This is a genomic window from Klebsiella sp. BDA134-6 (genome assembly GCF_015601345.1).
GTDB classification, from domain to species: domain Bacteria; phylum Pseudomonadota; class Gammaproteobacteria; order Enterobacterales; family Enterobacteriaceae; genus Klebsiella; species Klebsiella grimontii.
Genome location: NZ_CP064784.1, coordinates 5,345,516 through 5,366,802, shown reverse-complemented (window position 1 = coordinate 5,366,802; position 21,287 = coordinate 5,345,516). Strand labels below are relative to the sequence as shown.

Below are 21,287 nucleotides of genomic sequence, written 5' to 3'. Positions count from 1 at the left end.
GGTTTATTTTATCATCAGCAATACAGGGCGCCGCTAGAGTAAATAATCTCAATTTATGAGTAACGTAAATATCGTGAAGAAAGTCAGAAGACTATAGGTAAATAATGTGTATGGGAAACTGCGGTAATTATTAAATAGTAATAAATACATTTAATATCATTAGGATAGGTTACCGATACGCAGACGAAAAAAGGCACCAGAAAGGTGCCTTTAGAAAAGAATATTTACTCTGCGTGTTTCGTAAAACGGCGTCTTACCACCACGAAGAAGACCGGGACGAAGAAGATAGCCAGCAATGTTGCCATCAGCATTCCGCCCATAACACCGGTACCAACCGCGTTTTGGGCGCCGCTGCCAGCTCCATGGCTAATTACCAGAGGCAGAACCCCCAGGATAAAGGCCAGCGAAGTCATCAGGATAGGGCGTAAACGCATACGCGATGCTTCAAGTGTGGCTTCAATAATTCCTTTGCCTTCTTTATCCATCAGGTCTTTCGCAAACTCAACGATAAGAATAGCGTTTTTCGCAGACAGGCCGATAGTTGTTAATAAACCCACCTGGAAATAAACGTCATTATTTAGCCCGCGTAACGACGCTGCCAGTAGTGCTCCAACCACCCCTAATGGAACGACGAGCATGACGGAGAAGGGAATAGACCAGCTTTCATAAAGCGCCGCGAGACACAAAAAGACAACAATAAGAGAAATGGCATATAAGGCTGGCGCCTGATTACCGGATAAACGTTCTTGATAAGACATTCCCGTCCAGTCGTAGCCGATCCCAGCAGGAAGCTTGCTGGCCAACTGTTCCATTAAAATCATCGCATCACCGGTACTTTTTCCGGGCGCCGCTTCGCCAAGCATTTCCATAGAGGGCAGACCGTTGTAGCGCTCAAGGCGCGGGGAGCCATAAACCCAGCGCGAAGTCACAAAAGCGGAGAATGGGACCATTTCGCCATTCGCGCTGCGGACGTACATATTATTGATATCGCTCGGCAGCATACGGAATTTAGCATCGGCCTGAACGTAGACTTTTTTCACTCGTCCATGGTCAATAAAGTCGTTGACGTAATATCCCCCCAGCGCCGCGGAAATAGTCTCATTGATATCGGATAGCGAAATCCCCAGAGCCTGAGCTTTCTCCTGATCGACATTCAGCTTGAATTGTGGTGTATCTTCAAGCCCGTTTGGACGAACGCGTACCAGCTGATCCGGATGCTCTCTCACCATACCAAGGAGCTGATTACGAGCCTGGGTTAGCGCGCTATGGCCGAGGTTACCCTGATCGATAAGCTCAAAGTCAAAACCCGTGGCCGTACCCAGCTCGATGATGGCCGGTAGGTTGAAAGGGAAGACCATGGCATCTTTAATCTGGCTGAAGGCGGCGGTTGCTCGTTTGATGATGGCCTCAACGCCATTTTCGGAACCACTACGTGCTTCCCATGGCTTCAGGCTGACAAACGCCATACCGGAGTTTTGACCCTGACCGCTAAAGCTAAAGCCGTTAACGGTAAAGACGCTTTCAACGTTCGCCTTCTCTTTATGCAGGTAGTAATCGGTAACCGTATCGAGCACTTTTTGCGTGCGCTCCTGCGTTGCGCCTGAAGGCAGTTGGATCATGGTCATAAATACCCCTTGATCCTCATCCGGCAAGAAGGAGGTGGGCAGACGCACAAAGAGCACGGCCATACCCACAACGATCAGCAAGTAGATGATGAGATAGCGTCCGGTACAGCGCAGGATCCCGCTAACGCTGTTAGTGTAGTGGTTTACGCTACGATCGAATTTCGCGTTAAACCAACCAAAAAACCCTTTTTTCTCATGATGATCGGCTGATGTTGGTTTCAATAATGTAGCGCAAAGCGCGGGGGTCAGGATCAGCGCAACCAGTACGGACAGCGCCATGGCGGAGACGAGGGTGATAGAGAATTGCCGATAAATCGCTCCCGTAGAACCACCAAAGAAGGCCATCGGGACAAACACCGCCGAAAGCACCATGGCAATGCCAACCAGCGCCCCCTGTATTTGCGCCATCGATTTTTCCGTCGCCTCTTTTGGCGGAAGCTTCTCTTCAACCATGACGCGTTCGACGTTTTCCACCACCACGATAGCATCGTCAACCAGGAGGCCTATTGCCAGCACCATGCCAAACATCGTTAGCGTATTGATGGAGTAACCAAACGTTGCCAGGACGGCAAAGGTGCCGAGCAGGACGACCGGAACCGCAATGGTGGGGATCAGCGTGGCCCGGATATTCTGTAAGAACAGATACATCACCAGGAAGACGAGGATAATCGCTTCAAAAAGCGTCTTCACAACCTCATGAATAGAGATTTTCACAAACGGCGTAGTGTCGTAGGGATAGACGACCTTCATCCCCTGTGGAAAGTACGGCTGCAGCTCGGCAAGCTTCGCTTTAATCGCGGCGGCGGTATCGAGGGCATTGGCGCCGGTAGCGAGCTTAATTCCCAGGCCTGAAGCCGGTTTTCCATTGATTTTTGCGACAACGTTGTAGTTTTCACCTCCCAGCTCAATACGTGCCACATCTTTCAGATGCACCACTGAGCCATCCGCGTTCACGCGCAAAGTCACTTTGCCAAACTCTGCCGGATCCTTCAGCCGCGTCTGAGCAATAATGGATGCATTTAGCTGCTGGCCTTTAAGAGCCGGCGTACCACCAAGCTGGCCTGCTGCGATCTGATCGTTCTGTATCTGTAGCTGGTTAATGACGTCGACAGGCGTGAGGTTGTACTTATTCAGGAGATTACCGTCCAGCCAGACGCGCATGGCATACTGCGCGCCGAAGAGCTGTACATCGCCTACGCCGTTAAGGCGGCTAATGGTATCTTTGACGTTCGATGCTACATAGTCAGAGATATCATCCTGAGTGGTACTGGGGTTATCCGAGATGAATCCAGCAACCATCAAGAAACTACTGCTTGATTTCTCGACGCTAATCCCTTGCTGCTGCACTTCCTGAGGCAGAAGCGGCGTCGCCAGTTGGAGTTTATTCTGCACCTGAACTTGCGCAATATCCGGATCCGTACCCGACGTAAAGGTCAGGGTGATGGTCACGCCGCCTGCAGAATCGCTGGTTGAGGACATGTACATCAGATTATCGATACCGTTCATGTTCTGTTCGATAACCTGAGTCACCGTATCCTGAACGGTTTGTGCGTCCGCACCTGGATAGGTTGCGGAGATGGCCACCGCTGGCGGCGCGATAGTCGGGTATTGTGCAATCGGTAGCTGCATAATTGCGAGGCCACCGGCAATCATCATGATGATCGCCAGCACCCAGGCGAAGACCGGTCGATGAATAAAAAACTTAGACATAGGGGTTCGTACCTTATTGCGCGACGGACGTCGCGGTATCCTCTTCGGCCTTCACGGTGACGCCGGGACGTACTTTCTGCAGACCGCTGACGATAACCTTTTCACCGGCTTTCAGACCGCTCGTGATTAACCACTTATCGCCAATCGCCTGTGAGGCGGTGACGGCTCGCGTTTCCACCTGGTTTTTGTCATTAACGATCATCACGCTGGCATCGCCGCGCGGCGTCCGGGTGACTCCCTGCTGGGGCACGAGAATGGCATTCGGCGAAACTCCCTCATCAATGCGGGCGCGAACAAACATACCTGGCAGCAGAGCGTGCTGTGGGTTAGGGAAGATGGCACGAAGCGTAATGGAGCCGGTACTCTCATCCACGGTGACATCAGAGAACTGCAAAGTGCCCTGAAGCGTATACGGCTCACCATTTTCCATAATCAGCTGCACGTTTTTGGTGTCATTGCCGTGCTGCAGACTTTCCTGTTTCAGGCGCATGAAATCATTACTGGATTCGGTAACGTCCACATAAATAGGATCGAGCTGCTGTACCGTCGCCATCGCGTCGGCCTGACCGTTTGTCACCAGGGCGCCTTCGGTCACGCTGGATTTGCCGATACGGCCGCTGATGGGAGAGGTCACTTTGGTGTAGGCCAGATTAATACGCGCGCTTTCAACGGCCGCTTTTGCAGCGATAACATCGGCATCAGCCTGGCGTGCTGTCGCCACCGCCTGATCGTATTCTTGCTGGCTGATATATTTTGTGCCGAGAAGAGGCGCGTAGCGTTTTACCGTTAAATGGGCGATGGCGGCTGCCGCCTCTGCTTTCGCTTCATCACCCTTTGTACTGTTGTAAGCCGCCTGATAGGTCGCCGGATCGATTTGATAAAGCGACTGTCCTGCGCTGACATCGCTACCCTCGACAAAGTTACGCTGCAGGATAATTCCGTTCACCTGCGGGCGGACTTCCGCGACGCGGTAGGCTGATGTGCGGCCGGGTAGCTCCGTGGTGACGGACAGCGGCGCGCTGTGTACCACATAGACGGAGACCTGAGGTGTCTGCGCATGCGGTTGCTCATCGCCTGAATTATCGCAACCGCTGAGCAAGATAGCCGAGATGATAAGGCTGGATAAAAGTGTAACCCTGACATGAGGTGTCATTGCTGTTCCTTATAGATTATGAGCCTGACCTGGCCACGAATCTGTGCAAGAAATAATGAATTAAAATGCGGTTTGTTATCCTACAAATAAAAAACGATGGATGTAAGAAATAGTTATTTTTTAGCCATCAGCAAGGCACGTAAAAACAAAATATCAGGGGTAATGTTTTTATAATGATCTGAAATTAAAATTTGCTTACATTGATATTTAATTCATGAATGAATTAGAATTAATTATTTGTTGTGTGTATTTATTTTATTTTGGTTTGAGATTTAACTTATCTGTGTTTTTGCTAAACAATATTGATTGTCAGATGCTAGGTTTATACCTATTCAGCTATTTCCCACACTCTCAATCTGGCGTTGAGTGGAGCACCGTATGCCTAGAAGAACGAAAGAAGATGCGCTAAAGACCCGGCAGCTTCTGATTGAGTCTGCCATTCAGCAGTTTGCCCTACGCGGCGTGACCAGCACCACCTTGGCCGATATTGCTGATGCTGCTGGTGTCACGCGCGGAGCGGTGTACTGGCACTTTGCGAGCAAAGCGGAGCTATTTAATGAAATGTGGCAACAGCAGCTGCCGCTACGTGACCTGCTTCAGCATGAATTTCCCCAAAAAGAGAGCCAGGATCCGCTCAGTACGCTCCGAGAGAAATTTATTATTGGCTTACAATATATCGCCAATAACCCCCGTCAACGTGCGTTGATGCAAATTCTGTATCAGAAATGCGAGTTTTCCAGCGACATGATGCCGGAAGCTGAGATTCGTAAGAGAATTGGATTTAGTTACCCGATTATTCGCGGGGTTTTGCAGCTCTGTATTCGTAACGGTTTATTACCAGCGGAAACTAATGTTGAAATTTCATTAATTGTCTTACACAGCGCGTTTACGGGTATTATTAAAAACTGGCTGGTGGAACCCGGGCAATTTGATCTGTATCGCCAGGCGCCCGCTTTGGTTGATAATATTATGTCGATCCTTTGTGGGGCTACCCGACAGCTGGCGACAGTTAGCCATTATAATCAATGAAATAAAAAAGGCGCTTCCCCATGCCGAAGAGCGCCTTTTATATCAAACACTTAACTGATTAGTATCAGTTCATGCCGTATTTTTTCAATTTTTTACGCAGAGTACCACGGTTGATGCCCATCATCAGGGCAGCACGGGTCTGGTTACCGCGGGTGTATTGCATCACCATGTCCAACAGGGGCTGTTCTACTTCAGCCAGTACCAGCTCATACAGGTCATTAACATCCTGACCATTCAGTTGAGCAAAATAGTTCTTCAGTGCCTGTTTAACCGAGTCACGCAGGGGCTTTTGAGTTACCTGATCCTGAGAGTTAACGGTAGAAACGGTCAGTACGTCAGAATTTACGCGTTGTTCGAACATAGTTCTGTCAGCTCTTTATTTCTATTACGCAAAATTTTCGAAGTATGCCTCCAACGCCTCCAGCTGTTCGCTGGAATCTTCTATGGCGTTGAATGTGCGCCGAAACTGGTCATCTGGAGCGTGTTCCTGCAGATACCAGGATACGTGTTTGCGTGCGATTCGGTACCCTTTTGCCTGGCCATAAAAGCCATGCAGTTCCCGAACGTGTGCACAAAGCAAGCGCTTAACCTCTGCCAACGGCAGCGGGGGCAGCAGCTCTCCAGTGTCCAGATAGTGCTGGATTTCCCGAAAGATCCAGGGTCTTCCCTGAGCGGCACGGCCTATCATAAGGGCATCTGCCCCCGTATAGTCGAGCACAGCTCTGGCTTTAAGCGGGTCAGTAATGTCGCCATTCGCGATAACCGGAATGGAAACTTTCTGCTTAACTGCCCGAATACTGTCGTACTCAGCATCTCCGTTAAACAAGCAGGCGCGCGTGCGTCCGTGAATAGTCAGAGCCTGAATGCCACATTCTTCAGCCAGTTGGGCAATTTCTACACAGTTACGGTGTTCCGGTTCCCAACCGGTGCGAATCTTGAGAGTTACGGGAACGTCCACTGCTTTGACGACCGCCGTCAGGATGGACTTCACCTGGTCGGGGTACTGCAAGAGGGCTGAACCTGCAAGCTTACGATTCACTTTTTTAGCCGGACACCCCATATTGATATCAATAATCTGGGCGCCGCTTTCCACGTTAATACGGGCGGCTGCAGCCATCTCTTCCGGTACGCTCCCGGCGATTTGCACGGTACGAATACCGGGCTCATCAACGTGCACCATCCGTAAGCGGGACTTGTCGCTCTCCCAAACCTGCGGGTTGGAGGACATCATCTCGGATACGGTCAACCCTGCTCCCATCTCGTAACACAACGTCCGGAATGGTCTGTCAGTAATGCCAGCCATAGGCGCTGCGATGAGTCGATTTCTGAGCTGGTAGTGTCCGATGCGCATGAGTTAAGAAATGACCATACTGTGACTGCAAGGCGGCGTATATTACGCATTTTTTGCACGAGATGAAAGGCCAAACTTTGAGCAATCCTCTGCGGTGGATCAAAGAATCGCCGTGAAGATTAGCGCCAATGAATAATTAGCTTTATAAATCATTGCATTAAAAATATGTGATGAATTTATCTACACATATAATTTTGTCTAACTTCTCATTTTTTCTTCCCGGAGCCGGGCGCGGGCAAGATAATCTGCTGAAGAAATCAGCAAATTACCTTAGCTTTATGTGAGTTAACTCTCATTTCAGAACATGATCGTGAAGCATCTCTGATGTTTACTCTATGACCACGCGACCGTTCAGCGGCTGTACCGGACGATTGTTATCGTGATGCATAGCGTGGCTGAATTTTGCCAGCTGCGCTGAAGAAAGGGTCAGGGGATGCTTAAGCACAATCCAGGTCACCCCTTCTGAACAAGGCGGAGTGGTCAGAGAGCCGCTAAAGCGCCAGTAGGTGTTATCTACGGGAAGCAGGGCGTTGAGATCCATTTGCGTGACAATTTTAGCCGTCTGCTCAGCCTGCTCGGGCATAGTGGCCCATAGCTTGTTCAGCTCGCTATTTTCCGCGCCCTGGTCGAACATCACCGCCACTACGGCAACGGCGCCTTTAGCGCTTTTATGAACCAGATGCATCTCCATCGCATAGTGCTTGCCGTGGACCGTGTTTTCGCTCGGGGCATGGAAATGGAACTGCTGGAGGATAAATGGCGTACCGTCAATCGTAATGGTATCCGCTGTCGTGGTCTTTAGCCCCGCCTGTATGGTGTGGCCATTATTAATAAGCGTGATTGGCCCATCGATGTAGTGTGTGTCCAGCGGTGAAAGGTGGGTTTTGAACGTGGCATCGATGTTGATAGGGGATTGGTTCATGCCGTTCTGGCAGATTTTGTACTCCTCATTGAGCGCCCCCCAGTGTTCCGGCGAACCTTCGCCTTCATAGCTCCAGTGGGAAGCGAAAACCGTAACGGGCATCATGCTTAACGCCAACAATGCCGCCTTGCCCAAAGATAATTTCATATAATTCGTCCGATGAATAGAATGATGATTTTATTGGTAACTACAATACGTTACCTCATCATCTTATTCTTATTGAGCGCAAGATTATGTACAGAAAACGCGAAAAGTTGTGGCCTGCGATGAGGCCACAAGGAGAGATTACTTTTTATAACCGGTAATCCGGCACCACTCCTCTTTCTCCACGACGGGATCGAGCTCAAAGAGCTCGGCGTAGGCTTCACAAACGCTTTCCGCCTGGCTGGCAAGGATACCGGAAAGCCCCAGCAGACCGCCTGTAACCGGCAGCACGCTGATAAGAGGGGCCAGCTCGCGTAATGGGCCAGCCAGAATGTTGGCGACCACCACATCGGCTGTCATCGCCTCTGGCTGATCCTTGGGCAGATAGAGTTCCAGGCGTTCAGAGACCCCGTTACGTTCGGCATTATCGCGGCTGGCCTGAATGGCCTGCGGATCGATATCAATACCGATAGCTTTCGCCGCGCCCAGCTTCAATGCCGCGATGGCCAGAATGCCGGAGCCGCAGCCAAAATCGATAATCGTTTTACCCGCGAGATCGAGTCCATCTAGCCACTGCAGGCACATCGCGGTAGTGGGGTGCGTTCCGGTACCAAACGCCAGGCCCGGGTCGAGCATCACGTTCACGGCGTTTTCATCCGGAACATCGCGCCAACTCGGGCAAATCCACAGCCGTTGACCAAAGCACATAGGGTGGAAGTTATCCATCCACTCGCGCTCCCAGTCTTTATCTTCCAGTTGTTCGATTTTATGCACGAAATCGGCGCCCAGCAGCGGATGCTGCTGCAGAATGGCGACCACCTCTTCCATATCGGTTTCGGCGTCAAACAGACCGATAACGTCCGTATCGCCCCACAGACGGGTTTCACCCGGTAGAGGCTCGAATACCGGCGTATCGTGAGTATCCTGGAAAGTAATGGAAACGGAACCCGCTTCCATCAGCGCATCACTCAGCTCTTCCGCGTTCGCGCCGGTAGTATTCAGTTTCAGTTGGATCCATGGCATAGCAAAACTCTTTATTTATCAGTAGTCAATACGGCGGCTTGCGGTGCGGAGGTACCGAACCGGTTTCCGACCAGGAAAGCCAATAAGCTTAACAGCAACGAGGGCACTATCGGATGGAAACCCAGGTACTGAAGATTAAAAGTGGCGAGTATGGCATAGAGTAAGCCGCCGACGATCATCGCGCTCAACGCCCCTTTCGCGTTCGCTCGTTCCCAGTACAGGCCCAGCACCAGCGGCCATAAGAACACAGCCTCCAGGCCGCCGAATGCCAGCAGGTTGAGCCAGATAATCATCTCAGGGGGACGCCAGGCTGCCAGCAGCAGTAAAGCGCCCAGCAACAAGGTGATCGTTGCCGACATCCGCTTCAACCGGGCTTCATTTGTTATCTGCTCGGGGCGCAGATTCAGATAGAGATCTTTAATGATCGTAGCGGAACTTTGCAGCAGTTGGGCGTTGATCGTCGACATAATGGCGGCCATCGGCGCAGCGAGGAAGATCCCTGCGGCAAAGGGCGGCAATACTTTCACCATGAGCGTCGGGATAACCAGATCCGGCACCGTCAGATTCGGGATCACCGCCCGGCCTAACGCACCCGCAAGATGCATCCCAAACATCAGGATCGCCACCACGACGGTGCCAATGATAATTCCCCGGTGCACCGCTTTGCTATCTTTATAGGAGATGCAGCGAACGGCGGTGTGCGGGAGGCCAATCACCCCGAAGCAGACCAGCACCCAGAAGGAGGTCATAAAGGTGGGGGAAAGAATGTCATCAGCCCCCTGCGGTGAAACCAGTTTAGGATCGATGGTTTGCAGGGTTTCTACCGCATTATGTAGCCCGCCAGCCGCATGAACGACGCCAACCAGCAGGACAATAGTGCCGACCAGCATCACCATTCCCTGGAGCGTGTCGTTGAGGACGCTGGCACGAAAACCGCCGAACGCGGTATAGAGCGCGATACTAACGCCAAAAATCAGCAGACCGGTTTCGTAGGGAATACCCGCCGCGGTTTCCAGCAATCGCGCTCCGCCGATGAACTGCACCGTCATTGCCCCGACAAACGCCACCAGAAGGCTCAGGCTCGCGAGCCAGACCAGCAGGCGGCTTTGGTAGCGGGCAAAGAGCATATCGTTAAGGGTTACTGCATTATAGCGGCGCGCCAGAATGGCGAATTTCTTACCCAAAATCCCCAGAGAAAGCCAAATCGCCGGAAGTTGGATCATCGCCAGTAGCACCCAGCCGAGGCCATATTTATAGGCTGCGCCGGGGCCGCCTATAAACGAACTTGCGCTGATATAGGTAGCGGTAAGCGTCATGGCTAATACAATGCCGCCCATCGAGCGGCTGCCGAGGAAATATTCGTTCAGGAAGGAACCCGTTGTGCGCTTACGCATTGCATAGATGGAGAGAGCAAACACCACCAGCAGGTAGGCGATAAGCGGCAGTATGACTTCAAGCTGCATCGTCATCCTCCAGAGGAATATCGCGATAGATAACTTTTACCATCGCCCAGCACAGCAGAATAAACACCAGCGGTACCAGCAGGCAGGCCATTTCGAACCAGTGCGGCAGGCCGGTTAGGCCAATACCGACGCCTGGCAGATAGGCGGCAGCCAGCCAGGCCGCAAGGTAGAGAAGGGTTAGCCACAGCGCCCAGCGCGCCTCTTTATGGGCCTGAACAAAGCGTTTGTCCATTTTTTGTCCCCTGAGGATGAAGAAAGCGGGGATTGTACCGCATGGAAAAGAGGAGAGGAGAGAAAAAGAAAAAAGGCCGGATTATCCGGCCTTTTGCAGCGATGGGAGAACTACTTCTCCTGCAATCCGAGTTTTTTCTCCAGATAGTGAATATTGGTGCCACCATTCTGGAAATGCTCGTCGTTCATGATGCGGATCTGCAGATCAACGTTGGTTTTGATGCCGTCGATAATCAGCTCCTGCAGCGCATTTTTCATGCGGGCAATCGCGACATCACGGTTTTCGCCATAGCAGATCAGCTTACCGATCATTGAGTCATAGTACGGAGGCACGGTGTAGCCAGCGTAGATATGAGACTCCCAGCGCACGCCAAAACCGCCCGGCGCGTGGAAGCGGGTAATTTTACCCGGGCTCGGCAGGAAGGTATTCGGGTCTTCGGCGTTGATACGGCATTCCACCGCATGGCCTTTAACCACAACTTCTTCCTGCTTGATGGACAGCGGCTGCCCTGCTGCGATACGCAGCTGTTCTTTAATCAGGTCGACGCCGGTGATCATTTCGGTTACCGGATGTTCAACCTGAATACGGGTGTTCATTTCGATGAAATAGAACTCGCCGTTTTCGAACAGAAACTCAAAAGTACCCGCGCCGCGATAGCCGATATCGACGCACGCTTTGGAGCAACGTTCGCCGATATAGCGACGCAGTTCCGGCGTAATGCCCGGCGCTGGCGCCTCTTCGACAACTTTCTGGTGACGACGCTGCATGGAGCAGTCACGCTCAGCCAGATAGATAGCGTTACCCTGGCCGTCAGCCAGTACCTGGATCTCGATATGACGAGGATTCTCCAGGTATTTCTCCATATACACCATGTCGTTGTTGAAAGCGGCTTTCGCTTCCGCTTTGGTCATGGAGATGGATTGAGCCAGCTCAGCATCGCTGCGCACGACGCGCATACCGCGACCGCCGCCGCCGCCGGAGGCTTTGATAATCACCGGGTAGCCAATGCGTTTTGCATGAGCGCGGTTAACGTCCATATCTTCGCCCAGCGGACCGTCAGAACCCGGTACGGTCGGAACGCCCGCTTTCTTCATCGCGGTGATAGCCGACACTTTGTCGCCCATCAGGCGGATGGTGTCAGCTTTCGGACCGATAAAGATAAAGCCGGAACGCTCAACCTGCTCAGCGAAGTTTGCGTTTTCGGACAAAAATCCATAACCCGGGTGAATAGCCACCGCGCCGGTGATTTCAGCAGCGCTGATAATCGCCGGGATATTAAGGTAGCTTTTTACGGACGGTGCCGGCCCGATACAGACCGTCTCATCCGCTAACAATACGTGTTTTAAATCGCGATCCGCCGTTGAGTGCACAGCAACGGTCTTGATGCCCAGTTCTTTACAGGCACGCAGGATACGCAATGCAATCTCGCCGCGGTTGGCGATAACAATTTTATCCAGCATGTTCGCCTCGTTATTCGATGACGACCAGTGGCTCGTCAAATTCTACCGGTTGACCACTTTCGACCAGAATGGCTTTCACCACGCCAGATTTATCGGCTTCGATCTGGTTCATCATTTTCATGGCTTCAACGATGCACAGGGTATCGCCCGCGTTAACTTTCTGACCGATTTCGATGAAGGCTTTCGCGTCCGGGCTCGGGGTGCGGTAGAAAGTACCAACCATTGGGGAACGTACGATGTGGCCACTGATTTCCGCTGCCGCAGGGGCTTCCATTGCTGGCGTTGCCGCAGAGGCGACTGCGTTAGACAGAGCTGGCTGTTGCTGCATCATCGGTGCGGCATAAGCCTGTTGCATCACCGGGAAACCTGCGTTTGGCGCGGCACGGCTGATGCGTACAGACTCTTCGCCTTCAGAAATTTCCAGTTCGGAGATGCCTGATTCTTCAACCAGCTCGATCAGTTTTTTAATCTTACGAATATCCATGAGTGGGTTCCGTACTCTTTGTTTAGTGTGATTGTGACAGGCGTGTTAGCACCGTCTGTAAAGCATATGAATTACTGCTGTTGCAAGACGCCGCGCTTCTTCAGAAGCCGACAGGTTAAGCCTCCGATGCTCGAAAGCAAAAAGCGAAACTTATCGGCCAATATGCGGCTATCTTCTGCCATTCTCGGGTAAAAAACAAAATATACCTTCGATGCGCGATTGTCACCTTTTCGGGACTCAAAAAGCCCGTCAGGAAAACCAAAGTCGCACATTATAACGATTTCGTAGCAATTGGCAGCTAAATACTGGTCTTATCAGGGAAGATTATCAACCGCTATCGTGAAAAGAGTGGCGGTTGATAAAAGAACTGCGGGAAACTGCACATATCCGGAATTAGCGCCACCACTGGCGGAACTTCTTGTATCGCCATGCTAAAAGTAGGACCGCCAACAGCGCATAAATTACCGGTTGCGGGGATAAAATCTTCACCGACCACAGGTAGTGGATGGGGGCGAGGATCGCGACAACATAGACGAAGTTATGCAATGTTTGCCAGCGACGACCCCATTTTCGCTGCATCGCTTGCGTTGACGTCGCCGCCAGCGCCAGCAGAATCAGCCAACTGATTAACCCCAGCGTCAGATAGGGTCGGGTGAGCACTTCTGTACCCAATAGCGCCAGATTGTTAATCCCAAGTTCGAGCAGCGTATAGCTGGTCAAATGCAGCGTTGCCCAGGCAAAGCACCATAAACCGAGTAAGCGCCGGGTGCGTATCAATAATGGCTGTTTAGCGTAGCGCGCCAGCGGCGAAACAAGCAAGGTAGCCAGCAGGAATTTAAGAGCCATCCTACCGGTAAAGTGCTGGATATCCTTTGCCGGATCGGCGCTGAAATACCCCTGATGCCCAGCCCAGAACAGCCAGACAAAAGGCAAAAAGCCGGCAAGATGGAGAAGCGCTTTCAGCCAGGTTATCTGTTTTACAGTCAGGCGCACTAGTAATTCTCCCGCAGGTTCAGGCCCCGGTATAGCGAGGCCACTTCCTCGGCATAACCGTTGAATAGCAACGTTGGCTGGCGCTTGACGTCGAGTACGCCGCCTGCACCGATAAAACGCTCGGTTGCCTGCGACCAGCGGGGATGATCGACATGCGGGTTGACGTTGGCGTAGAAACCATACTCTTCAGGCCCGGCGAGGTTCCAGGTGGTGGGAGGACGTTCACGGGTCAGTTCAATACTGACGATCGACTTTATCCCTTTGAAACCGTACTTCCAGGGAACGGTGAGTCGAACCGGCGCGCCGTTTTGCGGAGGCAGCGCTTTACCATACACGCCGACGCTGAGCAGCGTCAGAGGATGCATGGCTTCATCGAGCCGCAGCCCTTCGACATAGGGATACGCCAGCCCGCCGCCGATAAAACGATCCTTCTGGCCCGGCATCTGCTCAGGCGCATAAAGCGTTTTAAACGCGACATAGCGTGCATTGCTGGTGGGTTCGACCAGCGACAGCAGTTTATGTAGCGGGAAGCCGACCCACGGAATCACCATCGACCAGGCTTCGACGCAGCGCATGCGGTAAATTCTCTCCTCCAGCGGGAAGCGGCTGGTCAGGTCGTCATGATCGAGCGTGAGGGGTTTTGCCACTTCACCGCCGATCGTTAGCGTCCAGGGGTCGGTGCGCAGGCTTCCGGCATTTGCCGCCGGATCGGCTTTGTCCAGGCCGAACTCATAAAAATTGTTGTAGCCTGATACCTTATCTTCCGGCGTTAACGTGAGATTGTTTTGCCATTGCGCCGGTTTATCGAACGTCAGCGCTTTACCCGCCGGCGCTGGCGGGCGGTCGTTGCCTTTAAACCAGTCCAGCAGGTCAGCTTGCGCGGAGGGCGAGAGGGAAAGGGCGGTCGCGCTAATTCCCAGCATTTTCAGGATCTGGCGACGTTGCAGCATAAAAACGGATTCTGCCGTCACGTCGGCTTCCGTCAGTTTTTTGGGTTTCATGGCATCCTCCGTCATGCGTTTTTCTTAGCATGGCGGAGGCGCAGCGTTATTGCGAATATGTCACGAAAAATTGCAGATTAGGCGATTTTGACCAGCGTGCGGCCCTGAATTTTATTGCTCATGATCTTATCGGCAAACGCAGGGGCCTCCGCGAGGGCGATTTCCGTTGCGCTTTGCGCGTAGAAAGATTCCGGGAGATCGCGAACCAGCCGCTGCCAGGCCTCGGCCCGGCGCGCGGGAGGGGTCATTACCGAGTCAACGCCCTGCAGGCGCACGTTACGCAGAATAAAGGGCATCACGGTAGTGGGCAGAGCAAAGCCACCTGCCAGACCGCAGGCGGCGACGCAGCCGCCGTAGTTCATCTGCGCCAGCACTTTTGCCAGTACTTTATCGCCAACGGTGTCAACGGCACCTGCCCACAGCTGTTTTTCCAGCGGCCGGGTTTCGGCGAACTCATCGCGGCTAAGAATGCGCTGCGCGCCGAGGTTTTTAAGGTATTCATGCGTGCTTTCGCGCCCGGAAACTGCCGCCACCGTGTACCCGAGATGATGCAGCAAAGCGACCGCGGTGCTGCCGACGCCGCCGCTGGCCCCGGTGACCACCACTTCGCCGTCTTCAGGTCGGATCCCGGCGTCTTCCAGCGCCATCACGCACAGCATCGCGGTGAAACCTGCAGTACCAATGACCATGGCTTTACGTCCATCCAGGCCTTGCGGCATCGCCACCAGCCAGTCGCCTTTAACGCGAGCGCGCTCCGCCAGGCCGCCCCAGTGGTTTTCACCCACGCCCCATCCTGTCAGCAGCACCTGCTGGCCGGCGTGGAAGCGAGGATCTTCGCTGCTATGGACAAAACCGGCAAAATCGATGCCAGGAATCATCGGAAAGTTGCGGATAATTTTTCCTTTACCGGTGATAGCCAGCGCATCTTTATAGTTCAGGCTGGACCATTGGATATCCACTGTCACATCGCCCTGTGGCAGCTGGCTGGCGTCAATGGTTTGCACCGAAGAGAGAGTTTTGCCATCCTGCTGTTCTAAGATTAAAGCCTGCATACGCCGGTCCTCATAGGTTGGATGATTGGAAAATTTTTTCTGCAGACTATACTCGCTAACGGCATTATTACACCGACGTAACGCAATAAATTGCCAGATGCGCCAGCTTTGATAGTATGCGTCGCTCTTTAGAAAGTTAGTGCTTACTTTAGCTTAGGCGTCAGCACAGGAGCCCGGATGTTTATCGGGTAGTCATTCACACGCGGAGTTAACACAGGGATGCGATTAACGACGAAATTCTCAGCTTTTGTCACGTTGCTCACCGGTCTGACGATCTTTGTCACGCTGATTGGCGCGTCGCTGAGTTTTTATAACGGCATTCAGCTAAAAATGACTAACCGCGTTCAGGCGGTGGCGACGATGCTGGATAACCGTCTGGTCTCTATGTCCTTTGACCAGATTGAACCGCAGATGGATGAGCTGATGACGCCGGTCGAAGCGGTGCGCGTTGATTTTCAGCTCAATGGCAAGCCGGTCTATAGCCATTCTCGTACCGATAATTATCGCCCTTTAGGCAGCAGCAATCAGTTTCGCGACATCACGGTCCCGTCGCTCAAGCACCCAGGTATGGCTATCCATCTGGTGTACCTGGATCCCATGGCCGATTACTTCCGTTCACTGCACGTCACCGCGCCGCTTTCCATCGCCATTGGTTTTATGGTGCTGATTATCTTTTTCTCCGTGCGCTGGATCCGTCGCCAGCTGGCGGGCCAGGAACTTCTGGAGCTTCGCACTGCGCGTATTCTTAATGGCGAACGTGGACCGCAGGTGCGAGGGTCGGTGCACGAGTGGCCAGCAAACACCAGTAGCGCACTGGATATGCTGCTATCCGAACTTCAGTTCGCCAGCGATCAGCGAAGCCGCATGGATACCCTGATTCGTTCCTATGTCGCACAGGATTCAAAAACCGGTCTGAGTAACCGATTATTTTTTGATAATCAGCTGTCGACGCTGCTTGAAGATCAGGAGAAGGTGGGGTCATACGGCATCGTTATGATGATCCGCCTGCCGGATTTCGACCTGCTGCGTGATAACTGGGGGCGCGCGGCGACCGAAGAGCATTACTTTACGCTGATCAACATGCTTTCCACTTTCATTATGCGCTACCCTGGCGCTTTGCTGGCTCGCTACCATCGCAGCGATTTTGCCGTCCTGCTTCCGCATCGCACGTTAAAAGAGGCGGACAGCATTGCCGGCTTGCTATTGAAAGCCATGGACGCCCTGCCGCCGACGCGCATTCTCGATCGTGACGATATGATGCATATCGGGATCTGCGCTTTCCGTAGCGGGCAAACGGCGGCTCAGGTGATGGAACATGCGGAAGCGGCGACGCGCAATGCGGTGCTGCAGGGCAGCAATAGCTGGGCTGTTTATGATGACTCTCTGCCGGAGAAAGGGCGTGGCAACGTGCGCTGGCGTACGCTTATCGAGCAGATGCTCAGCCGCGGCGGGCCGCGACTTTACCAGAAACCTGCGGTGACTCGTGATGGTCGCGTACATCATCGCGAACTTATGTGCCGTCTTTATGATGGTAAGGAAGAGGTGATCGCGGCGGAATATATGCCGATGGTGCTGCAGTTTGGCCTGGCGGAAGAGTATGACCGCCTGCAAATTACTCGACTGCTGCCGTTTTTAGGCTTCTGGCCGGAAGAAAACCTCGCGCTGCAGGTGACGGTTGAGTCCTTAATCCGCCCTCGATTCCAGCGCTGGCTGCGCGATACTTTGATGCAATGCGAAAAATCACACCGTCGACGTATTATTTTTGAACTTGCAGAGGCGGATGTTTGTCAATATATCGGCCGCCTGCAGCCGGTTATGCGGTTGGTTAACGCTTTAGGTATTCGGATTGCCGTGGTTCAGGCTGGTCTGACGCTGGTTGGAACCAGCTGGATCAAGCAGCTCGACGTTGAAGTGATTAAGCTGCATTCGGGGTTATCGCGCAATATAGAAAAACGCAGTGAAAATCAGCTGCTGGTCCAGAGCCTGGTTGAGGCCTGTAAAGGAATGCCGGTTCAGGTTTTCGCTACCGGCGTGCTCAGCCGAAGCGAGTGGCAGGTGCTGTCTCAATGCGGTGTTACCGGTGGACAGGGGGAATTTTTTGCCGCCTCACAGCCACTTGACACAAATGTGAAAAAATATTCGCAAAGATACTCTGTTTGATCTGCCGTTTAGCGTGATTTCACGTAGAATAATGCGCGCCATAGTGATGGGGGTGTGCTTGTCTACCTGCCGGATTGTCGCAATGTAAATGCCAGTGAATGACCTTTGACAGGTTGCAGATTCAAGCGCGGAGCGCTGCTGAAGATTTCTGCGTCGGACGGACTCAGTCAAATTTGTAACAAAGGTAACGAACTGCACTAATTTTCACCGCAGCAGATGATTTTTGCGCCTTGTCGCTGCTGCGCGTGGTTGGTAAAGTAAGCGGATTTTGTTTTCCGCCCCAGCTTTCAGGATTATCCCTTAGTATGTTAAAAAAATTTCGTGGCATGTTTTCCAATGACCTGTCCATTGACCTGGGTACCGCGAATACCCTGATTTATGTAAAAGGACAAGGCATCGTATTGAATGAGCCTTCCGTTGTGGCCATTCGTCAGGATCGTGCCGGATCGCCGAAAAGCGTCGCCGCTGTGGGTCATGAAGCGAAGCAGATGCTTGGGCGTACACCGGGCAACATTGCAGCTATTCGCCCAATGAAAGACGGCGTTATCGCCGACTTCTTCGTTACCGAAAAAATGCTCCAGCACTTTATTAAACAGGTGCACAGCAATAGCTTTATGCGTCCGAGCCCGCGCGTGCTGGTCTGCGTACCGGTCGGCGCGACCCAGGTTGAACGTCGCGCGATTCGCGAATCCGCACAGGGCGCTGGCGCCCGTGAAGTCTTCCTGATTGAAGAGCCGATGGCGGCTGCGATCGGCGCAGGTCTGCCGGTCTCCGAAGCAACGGGTTCGATGGTTGTGGATATCGGCGGCGGTACCACTGAAGTGGCGGTCATCTCGCTGAACGGTGTGGTTTACTCCTCCTCCGTACGTATCGGCGGCGACCGTTTTGACGAAGCCGTCATTAATTATGTCCGTCGTAACTATGGCTCCCTAATCGGCGAAGCGACCGCAGAACGTATTAAACACGAGATCGGTTCCGCTTATCCGGGTGATGAAGTTCGCGAAATCGAAGTTCGCGGGCGTAACCTTGCTGAAGGCGTGCCGCGCGGCTTTACGCTGAACTCTAACGAAATCCTCGAAGCGCTGCAGGAGCCGTTGACCGGCATCGTCAGCGCGGTGATGGTCGCGCTGGAGCAGTGCCCGCCGGAACTGGCTTCCGATATCTCCGAACGCGGAATGGTTCTGACTGGCGGTGGCGCACTGTTGCGCAACCTTGACCGTCTGTTAATGGAAGAGACAGGAATACCTGTCGTAGTTGCAGAAGATCCACTGACCTGCGTCGCTCGTGGCGGCGGTAAGGCACTGGAAATGATCGATATGCACGGCGGCGACTTGTTCAGCGAAGAGTAGTCAGCCTGAGATCCGGGTAGCTGGCTTACGGCTACCCCGATCTTAACTGACACGAGAATACGCATAGCCTATGAAGCCAATTTTTAGCCGTGGCCCGTCGCTACAGATTCGCCTTATTCTGGCGGTTTTGGTGGCGCTTGGCGTGATAATCGCCGACAGCCGCCTGGGTACGTTCAGCCAAATTCGAACGTACATGGATACAGCCGTCAGCCCTTTCTACTTTGTCTCAAATGGTCCAAGGGAATTGCTGGATAGCGTTTCGCAAACGCTGGCCACCCGCGACCAGCTCGAACTGGAAAACCGCGCGCTGCGCCAGGAACTGTTGTTGAAGAACAGCGACCTACTGATGCTGGGCCAGTACAAGCAGGAGAACGCGCGTCTGCGTGAACTGCTGGGCTCTCCGCTGCGTCAGGACGAGCAAAAAATGGTGACTCAGGTCATCTCAACGGTTAATGACCCCTATAGCGATCAGGTCGTTATCGATAAAGGCAGCGTTAACGGCGTTTATGAAGGCCAGCCGGTGATCAGCGATAAAGGCGTTGTTGGTCAGGTGGTCGCGGTGGCGAAACTGACCAGCCGCGTGCTGCTGATTTGCGATGCCACGCATGCGTTACCGATTCAGGTACTGCGTAACGATATTCGCGTGATTGCCGCAGGCAATGGCTGTACCGATGATTTGCAGCTGGAACATCTGCCGGCCAATACCGATATTCGCGTTGGCGATGTCCTGGTGACTTCGGGCCTCGGTGGTCGCTTCCCTGAAGGGTATCCGGTGGGGGTGGTTTCGTCCGTTAAGCTGGATACGCAGCGTGCGTATACGGTGATTCAGGCGCGTCCGACAGCCGGTCTGCAGCGCCTGCGTTACCTGCTGCTGCTATGGGGAGCCGATCGCAACGGCGCGAATCCGATGACGCCGGAAGAGGTTCATCGCGTAGCGAATGAACGCCTGATGCAGATGATGCCGCAGGTTCTGCCTGCTCCGGATGCTATGGGGCCGCAGATGCCGGCTCCGGCAACCGGTATGCCACAGCAGTCTCAGCCAGCGGGGGGGCAATAGTGGCAAGTTATCGTAGCCAGGGACGCTGGGTTATCTGGCTCTCGTTTCTTATCGCACTATTGCTGCAAATAATGCCCTGGCCGGCGGACATTAGCGTTTACCGGCCAAACTGGGTATTGCTTATCCTGTTGTACTGGATCCTCGCGCTACCCCACAGGGTTAACGTCGGTACAGGCTTTGTGATGGGGGCGATCCTCGATCTCATCAGCGGCTCGACGCTTGGCGTTCGCGCACTATCATTAAGTATTGTGGCTTATCTGGTCGCGCTGAAATATCAGCTGTTCCGCAATCTGGCGCTCTGGCAACAGGCGTTGGTAGTAGTCATGTTATCCCTCTCCGTGGATATCATTGTTTTCTGGGCAGAGTTTTTAGTGATCAACGTCTCTTTCCGTCCGGAAGTGTTCTGGAGTAGTGTAGTAAACGGTGTGCTCTGGCCATGGATTTTCCTGCTGATGCGTAAAGTGCGCCAGCAGTTTGCGGTGCAATAAGGTTGATATGACGACTCTGTATCTTGCTTCAGGTTCTCCGCGTCGGCAGGAACTGCTGACTCAGCTTGGCTTCGCTTTTGAGCGCGTGGTTCCCGGTATTGAGGAACTGCGCCGCCCACAGGAGAGCGCACAGCAGTATGTGGTCCGTCTGGCGCGCGAAAAGGCGCAGGCTGGCGTCGTGCTGGCACCGCGCGATCTGCCCGTTTTGGGCGCGGATACCATTGTCATCCTTAACGGTGAAGTGCTGGAAAAACCGCGCGATGCCGGGCACGCCGCCGAGATGCTGCGCATGCTTTCCGGGAAAACTCATCAGGTGATGACCGCCGTGGCGCTGGCCGATAAGCAGCAGATGCTGGATTGCCTGGTGGTCACGGAGGTCACTTTCCGCGTGCTCTCAGTACAGGATATCGCCGATTATGTCGCCAGCGGCGAACCGTTAGATAAAGCAGGTGCATACGGTATTCAGGGGTTGGGTGGCTGTTTCGTCAGGAAGATAAATGGCAGCTATCACGCCGTCGTTGGCTTACCGCTGGTGGAAACGTATGAGTTGCTAAGTAACTTTAACTCACTGCGTGAAGAAAAGGGATAAAG

At 53.1% G+C, this 21,287-nt stretch carries 19 protein-coding genes; 6 read left to right on the top strand and 13 right to left on the bottom strand.

Annotated elements, in window-relative coordinates:
* Nucleotides 1-224: 224 nt before the first annotated feature.
* Both IYV58_RS24855 and IYV58_RS24850 read right to left on the bottom strand, forming a co-directional pair.
* Entirely contained in the window at nucleotides 225-3,335 is a 3,111-nt protein-coding gene (locus tag IYV58_RS24855) for an efflux RND transporter permease subunit (RefSeq protein WP_195729310.1), read from the bottom strand.
* Between the two features lie 13 nt (nucleotides 3,336-3,348).
* Nucleotides 3,349-4,488, bottom strand: coding sequence for an efflux RND transporter periplasmic adaptor subunit (locus IYV58_RS24850; RefSeq protein ID WP_087829066.1), 1,140 nt, complete (start codon nucleotides 4,486-4,488; stop codon nucleotides 3,349-3,351).
* Nucleotides 4,489-4,866: 378 nt separating this feature from the next.
* Here IYV58_RS24850 and envR point away from each other — a divergent pair, with 378 nt between their 5' ends.
* A complete protein-coding gene (gene envR, locus IYV58_RS24845) occupies nucleotides 4,867-5,517 on the top strand; it encodes an acrEF/envCD operon transcriptional regulator (protein ID WP_004125855.1) in 651 nt (216 codons plus the stop codon).
* Between the two features lie 64 nt (nucleotides 5,518-5,581).
* On the opposite strand, the gene fis is transcribed toward envR, so the two are convergent.
* The 11 genes from fis to IYV58_RS24790 all read right to left on the bottom strand — a co-directional run bounded on the left by fis (nucleotide 5,582) and on the right by IYV58_RS24790 (nucleotide 15,642).
* The gene (gene fis, locus IYV58_RS24840) at nucleotides 5,582-5,878 is read right to left on the bottom strand and encodes a DNA-binding transcriptional regulator Fis (protein ID WP_000462905.1); all 297 of its coding nucleotides are present in this window, start codon (nucleotides 5,876-5,878) and stop codon (nucleotides 5,582-5,584) included.
* 24 nt (nucleotides 5,879-5,902) lie between these two features.
* Nucleotides 5,903-6,868, bottom strand: coding sequence for a tRNA dihydrouridine synthase DusB (gene dusB, locus IYV58_RS24835; protein WP_024360647.1), 966 nt, complete (start codon nucleotides 6,866-6,868; stop codon nucleotides 5,903-5,905).
* A 328-nt stretch (nucleotides 6,869-7,196) separates the two neighbouring features.
* On the bottom strand, nucleotides 7,197-7,937 hold the full coding sequence (locus IYV58_RS24830) for a carbonic anhydrase (protein ID WP_004125853.1): 741 nt from the start codon (nucleotides 7,935-7,937) through the stop codon (nucleotides 7,197-7,199).
* A gap of 138 nt (nucleotides 7,938-8,075) precedes the next feature.
* Nucleotides 8,076-8,957, bottom strand: a complete 882-nt coding sequence (gene prmA, locus IYV58_RS24825; protein ID WP_049114902.1) for a 50S ribosomal protein L11 methyltransferase — start codon at nucleotides 8,955-8,957, stop codon at nucleotides 8,076-8,078.
* An 11-nt stretch (nucleotides 8,958-8,968) separates the two neighbouring features.
* Entirely contained in the window at nucleotides 8,969-10,420 is a 1,452-nt protein-coding gene (panF, locus tag IYV58_RS24820) for a sodium/pantothenate symporter (protein WP_004125850.1), read from the bottom strand.
* Nucleotides 10,410-10,652: a YhdT family protein gene (locus IYV58_RS24815; protein WP_004125848.1), complete on the bottom strand. Its 243-nt coding sequence runs from the start codon at nucleotides 10,650-10,652 to the stop codon at nucleotides 10,410-10,412. The genes panF and IYV58_RS24815 overlap by 11 nt, the downstream gene beginning before the upstream one ends.
* A 110-nt stretch (nucleotides 10,653-10,762) precedes the next feature.
* Nucleotides 10,763-12,112, bottom strand: a complete 1,350-nt coding sequence (accC, locus tag IYV58_RS24810; RefSeq protein WP_004125846.1) for an acetyl-CoA carboxylase biotin carboxylase subunit — start codon at nucleotides 12,110-12,112, stop codon at nucleotides 10,763-10,765.
* Nucleotides 12,113-12,122: 10 nt separating this feature from the next.
* Entirely contained in the window at nucleotides 12,123-12,596 is a 474-nt protein-coding gene (gene accB / locus IYV58_RS24805; RefSeq protein WP_004125844.1) for an acetyl-CoA carboxylase biotin carboxyl carrier protein, read from the bottom strand.
* Nucleotides 12,597-12,989: 393 nt separating this feature from the next.
* A complete protein-coding gene (gene msrQ / locus IYV58_RS24800; RefSeq protein WP_004125842.1) occupies nucleotides 12,990-13,589 on the bottom strand; it encodes a protein-methionine-sulfoxide reductase heme-binding subunit MsrQ in 600 nt (199 codons plus the stop codon).
* Nucleotides 13,589-14,590: a protein-methionine-sulfoxide reductase catalytic subunit MsrP gene (msrP, locus tag IYV58_RS24795; protein ID WP_004125841.1), complete on the bottom strand. Its 1,002-nt coding sequence runs from the start codon at nucleotides 14,588-14,590 to the stop codon at nucleotides 13,589-13,591. Before msrP ends, msrQ begins: the two co-directional genes overlap by 1 nt.
* A 77-nt stretch (nucleotides 14,591-14,667) precedes the next feature.
* Nucleotides 14,668-15,642, bottom strand: coding sequence for an acrylyl-CoA reductase (NADPH) (locus IYV58_RS24790; RefSeq protein WP_004125839.1), 975 nt, complete (start codon nucleotides 15,640-15,642; stop codon nucleotides 14,668-14,670).
* 219 nt (nucleotides 15,643-15,861) lie between these two features.
* On the opposite strand from IYV58_RS24790, the gene csrD reads away from it, so the two are divergent.
* The 5 genes from csrD (at nucleotide 15,862) to IYV58_RS24765 (ending at nucleotide 21,285) form a co-directional block, all read left to right on the top strand.
* Complete coding sequence (csrD, locus tag IYV58_RS24785) at nucleotides 15,862-17,802, top strand: RNase E specificity factor CsrD (protein WP_004125832.1); 1,941 nt, start codon at nucleotides 15,862-15,864, stop codon at nucleotides 17,800-17,802.
* 305 nt (nucleotides 17,803-18,107) lie between these two features.
* On the top strand, nucleotides 18,108-19,151 hold the full coding sequence (gene mreB, locus IYV58_RS24780) for a rod shape-determining protein MreB (RefSeq protein ID WP_002918653.1): 1,044 nt from the start codon (nucleotides 18,108-18,110) through the stop codon (nucleotides 19,149-19,151).
* 70 nt (nucleotides 19,152-19,221) lie between these two features.
* Nucleotides 19,222-20,208 (top strand): rod shape-determining protein MreC, encoded by a 987-nt coding sequence (gene mreC, locus IYV58_RS24775; RefSeq protein WP_004125831.1) that lies wholly within the window; start codon nucleotides 19,222-19,224, stop codon nucleotides 20,206-20,208.
* The gene (mreD, locus tag IYV58_RS24770; RefSeq protein ID WP_004125830.1) at nucleotides 20,208-20,696 is read left to right on the top strand and encodes a rod shape-determining protein MreD; all 489 of its coding nucleotides are present in this window, start codon (nucleotides 20,208-20,210) and stop codon (nucleotides 20,694-20,696) included. The genes mreC and mreD overlap by 1 nt, the downstream gene beginning before the upstream one ends.
* Nucleotides 20,697-20,703: 7 nt before the next feature.
* The gene (locus IYV58_RS24765) at nucleotides 20,704-21,285 is read left to right on the top strand and encodes a Maf family protein (protein WP_004125828.1); all 582 of its coding nucleotides are present in this window, start codon (nucleotides 20,704-20,706) and stop codon (nucleotides 21,283-21,285) included.
* Nucleotides 21,286-21,287: the final 2 nt, after the last annotated feature.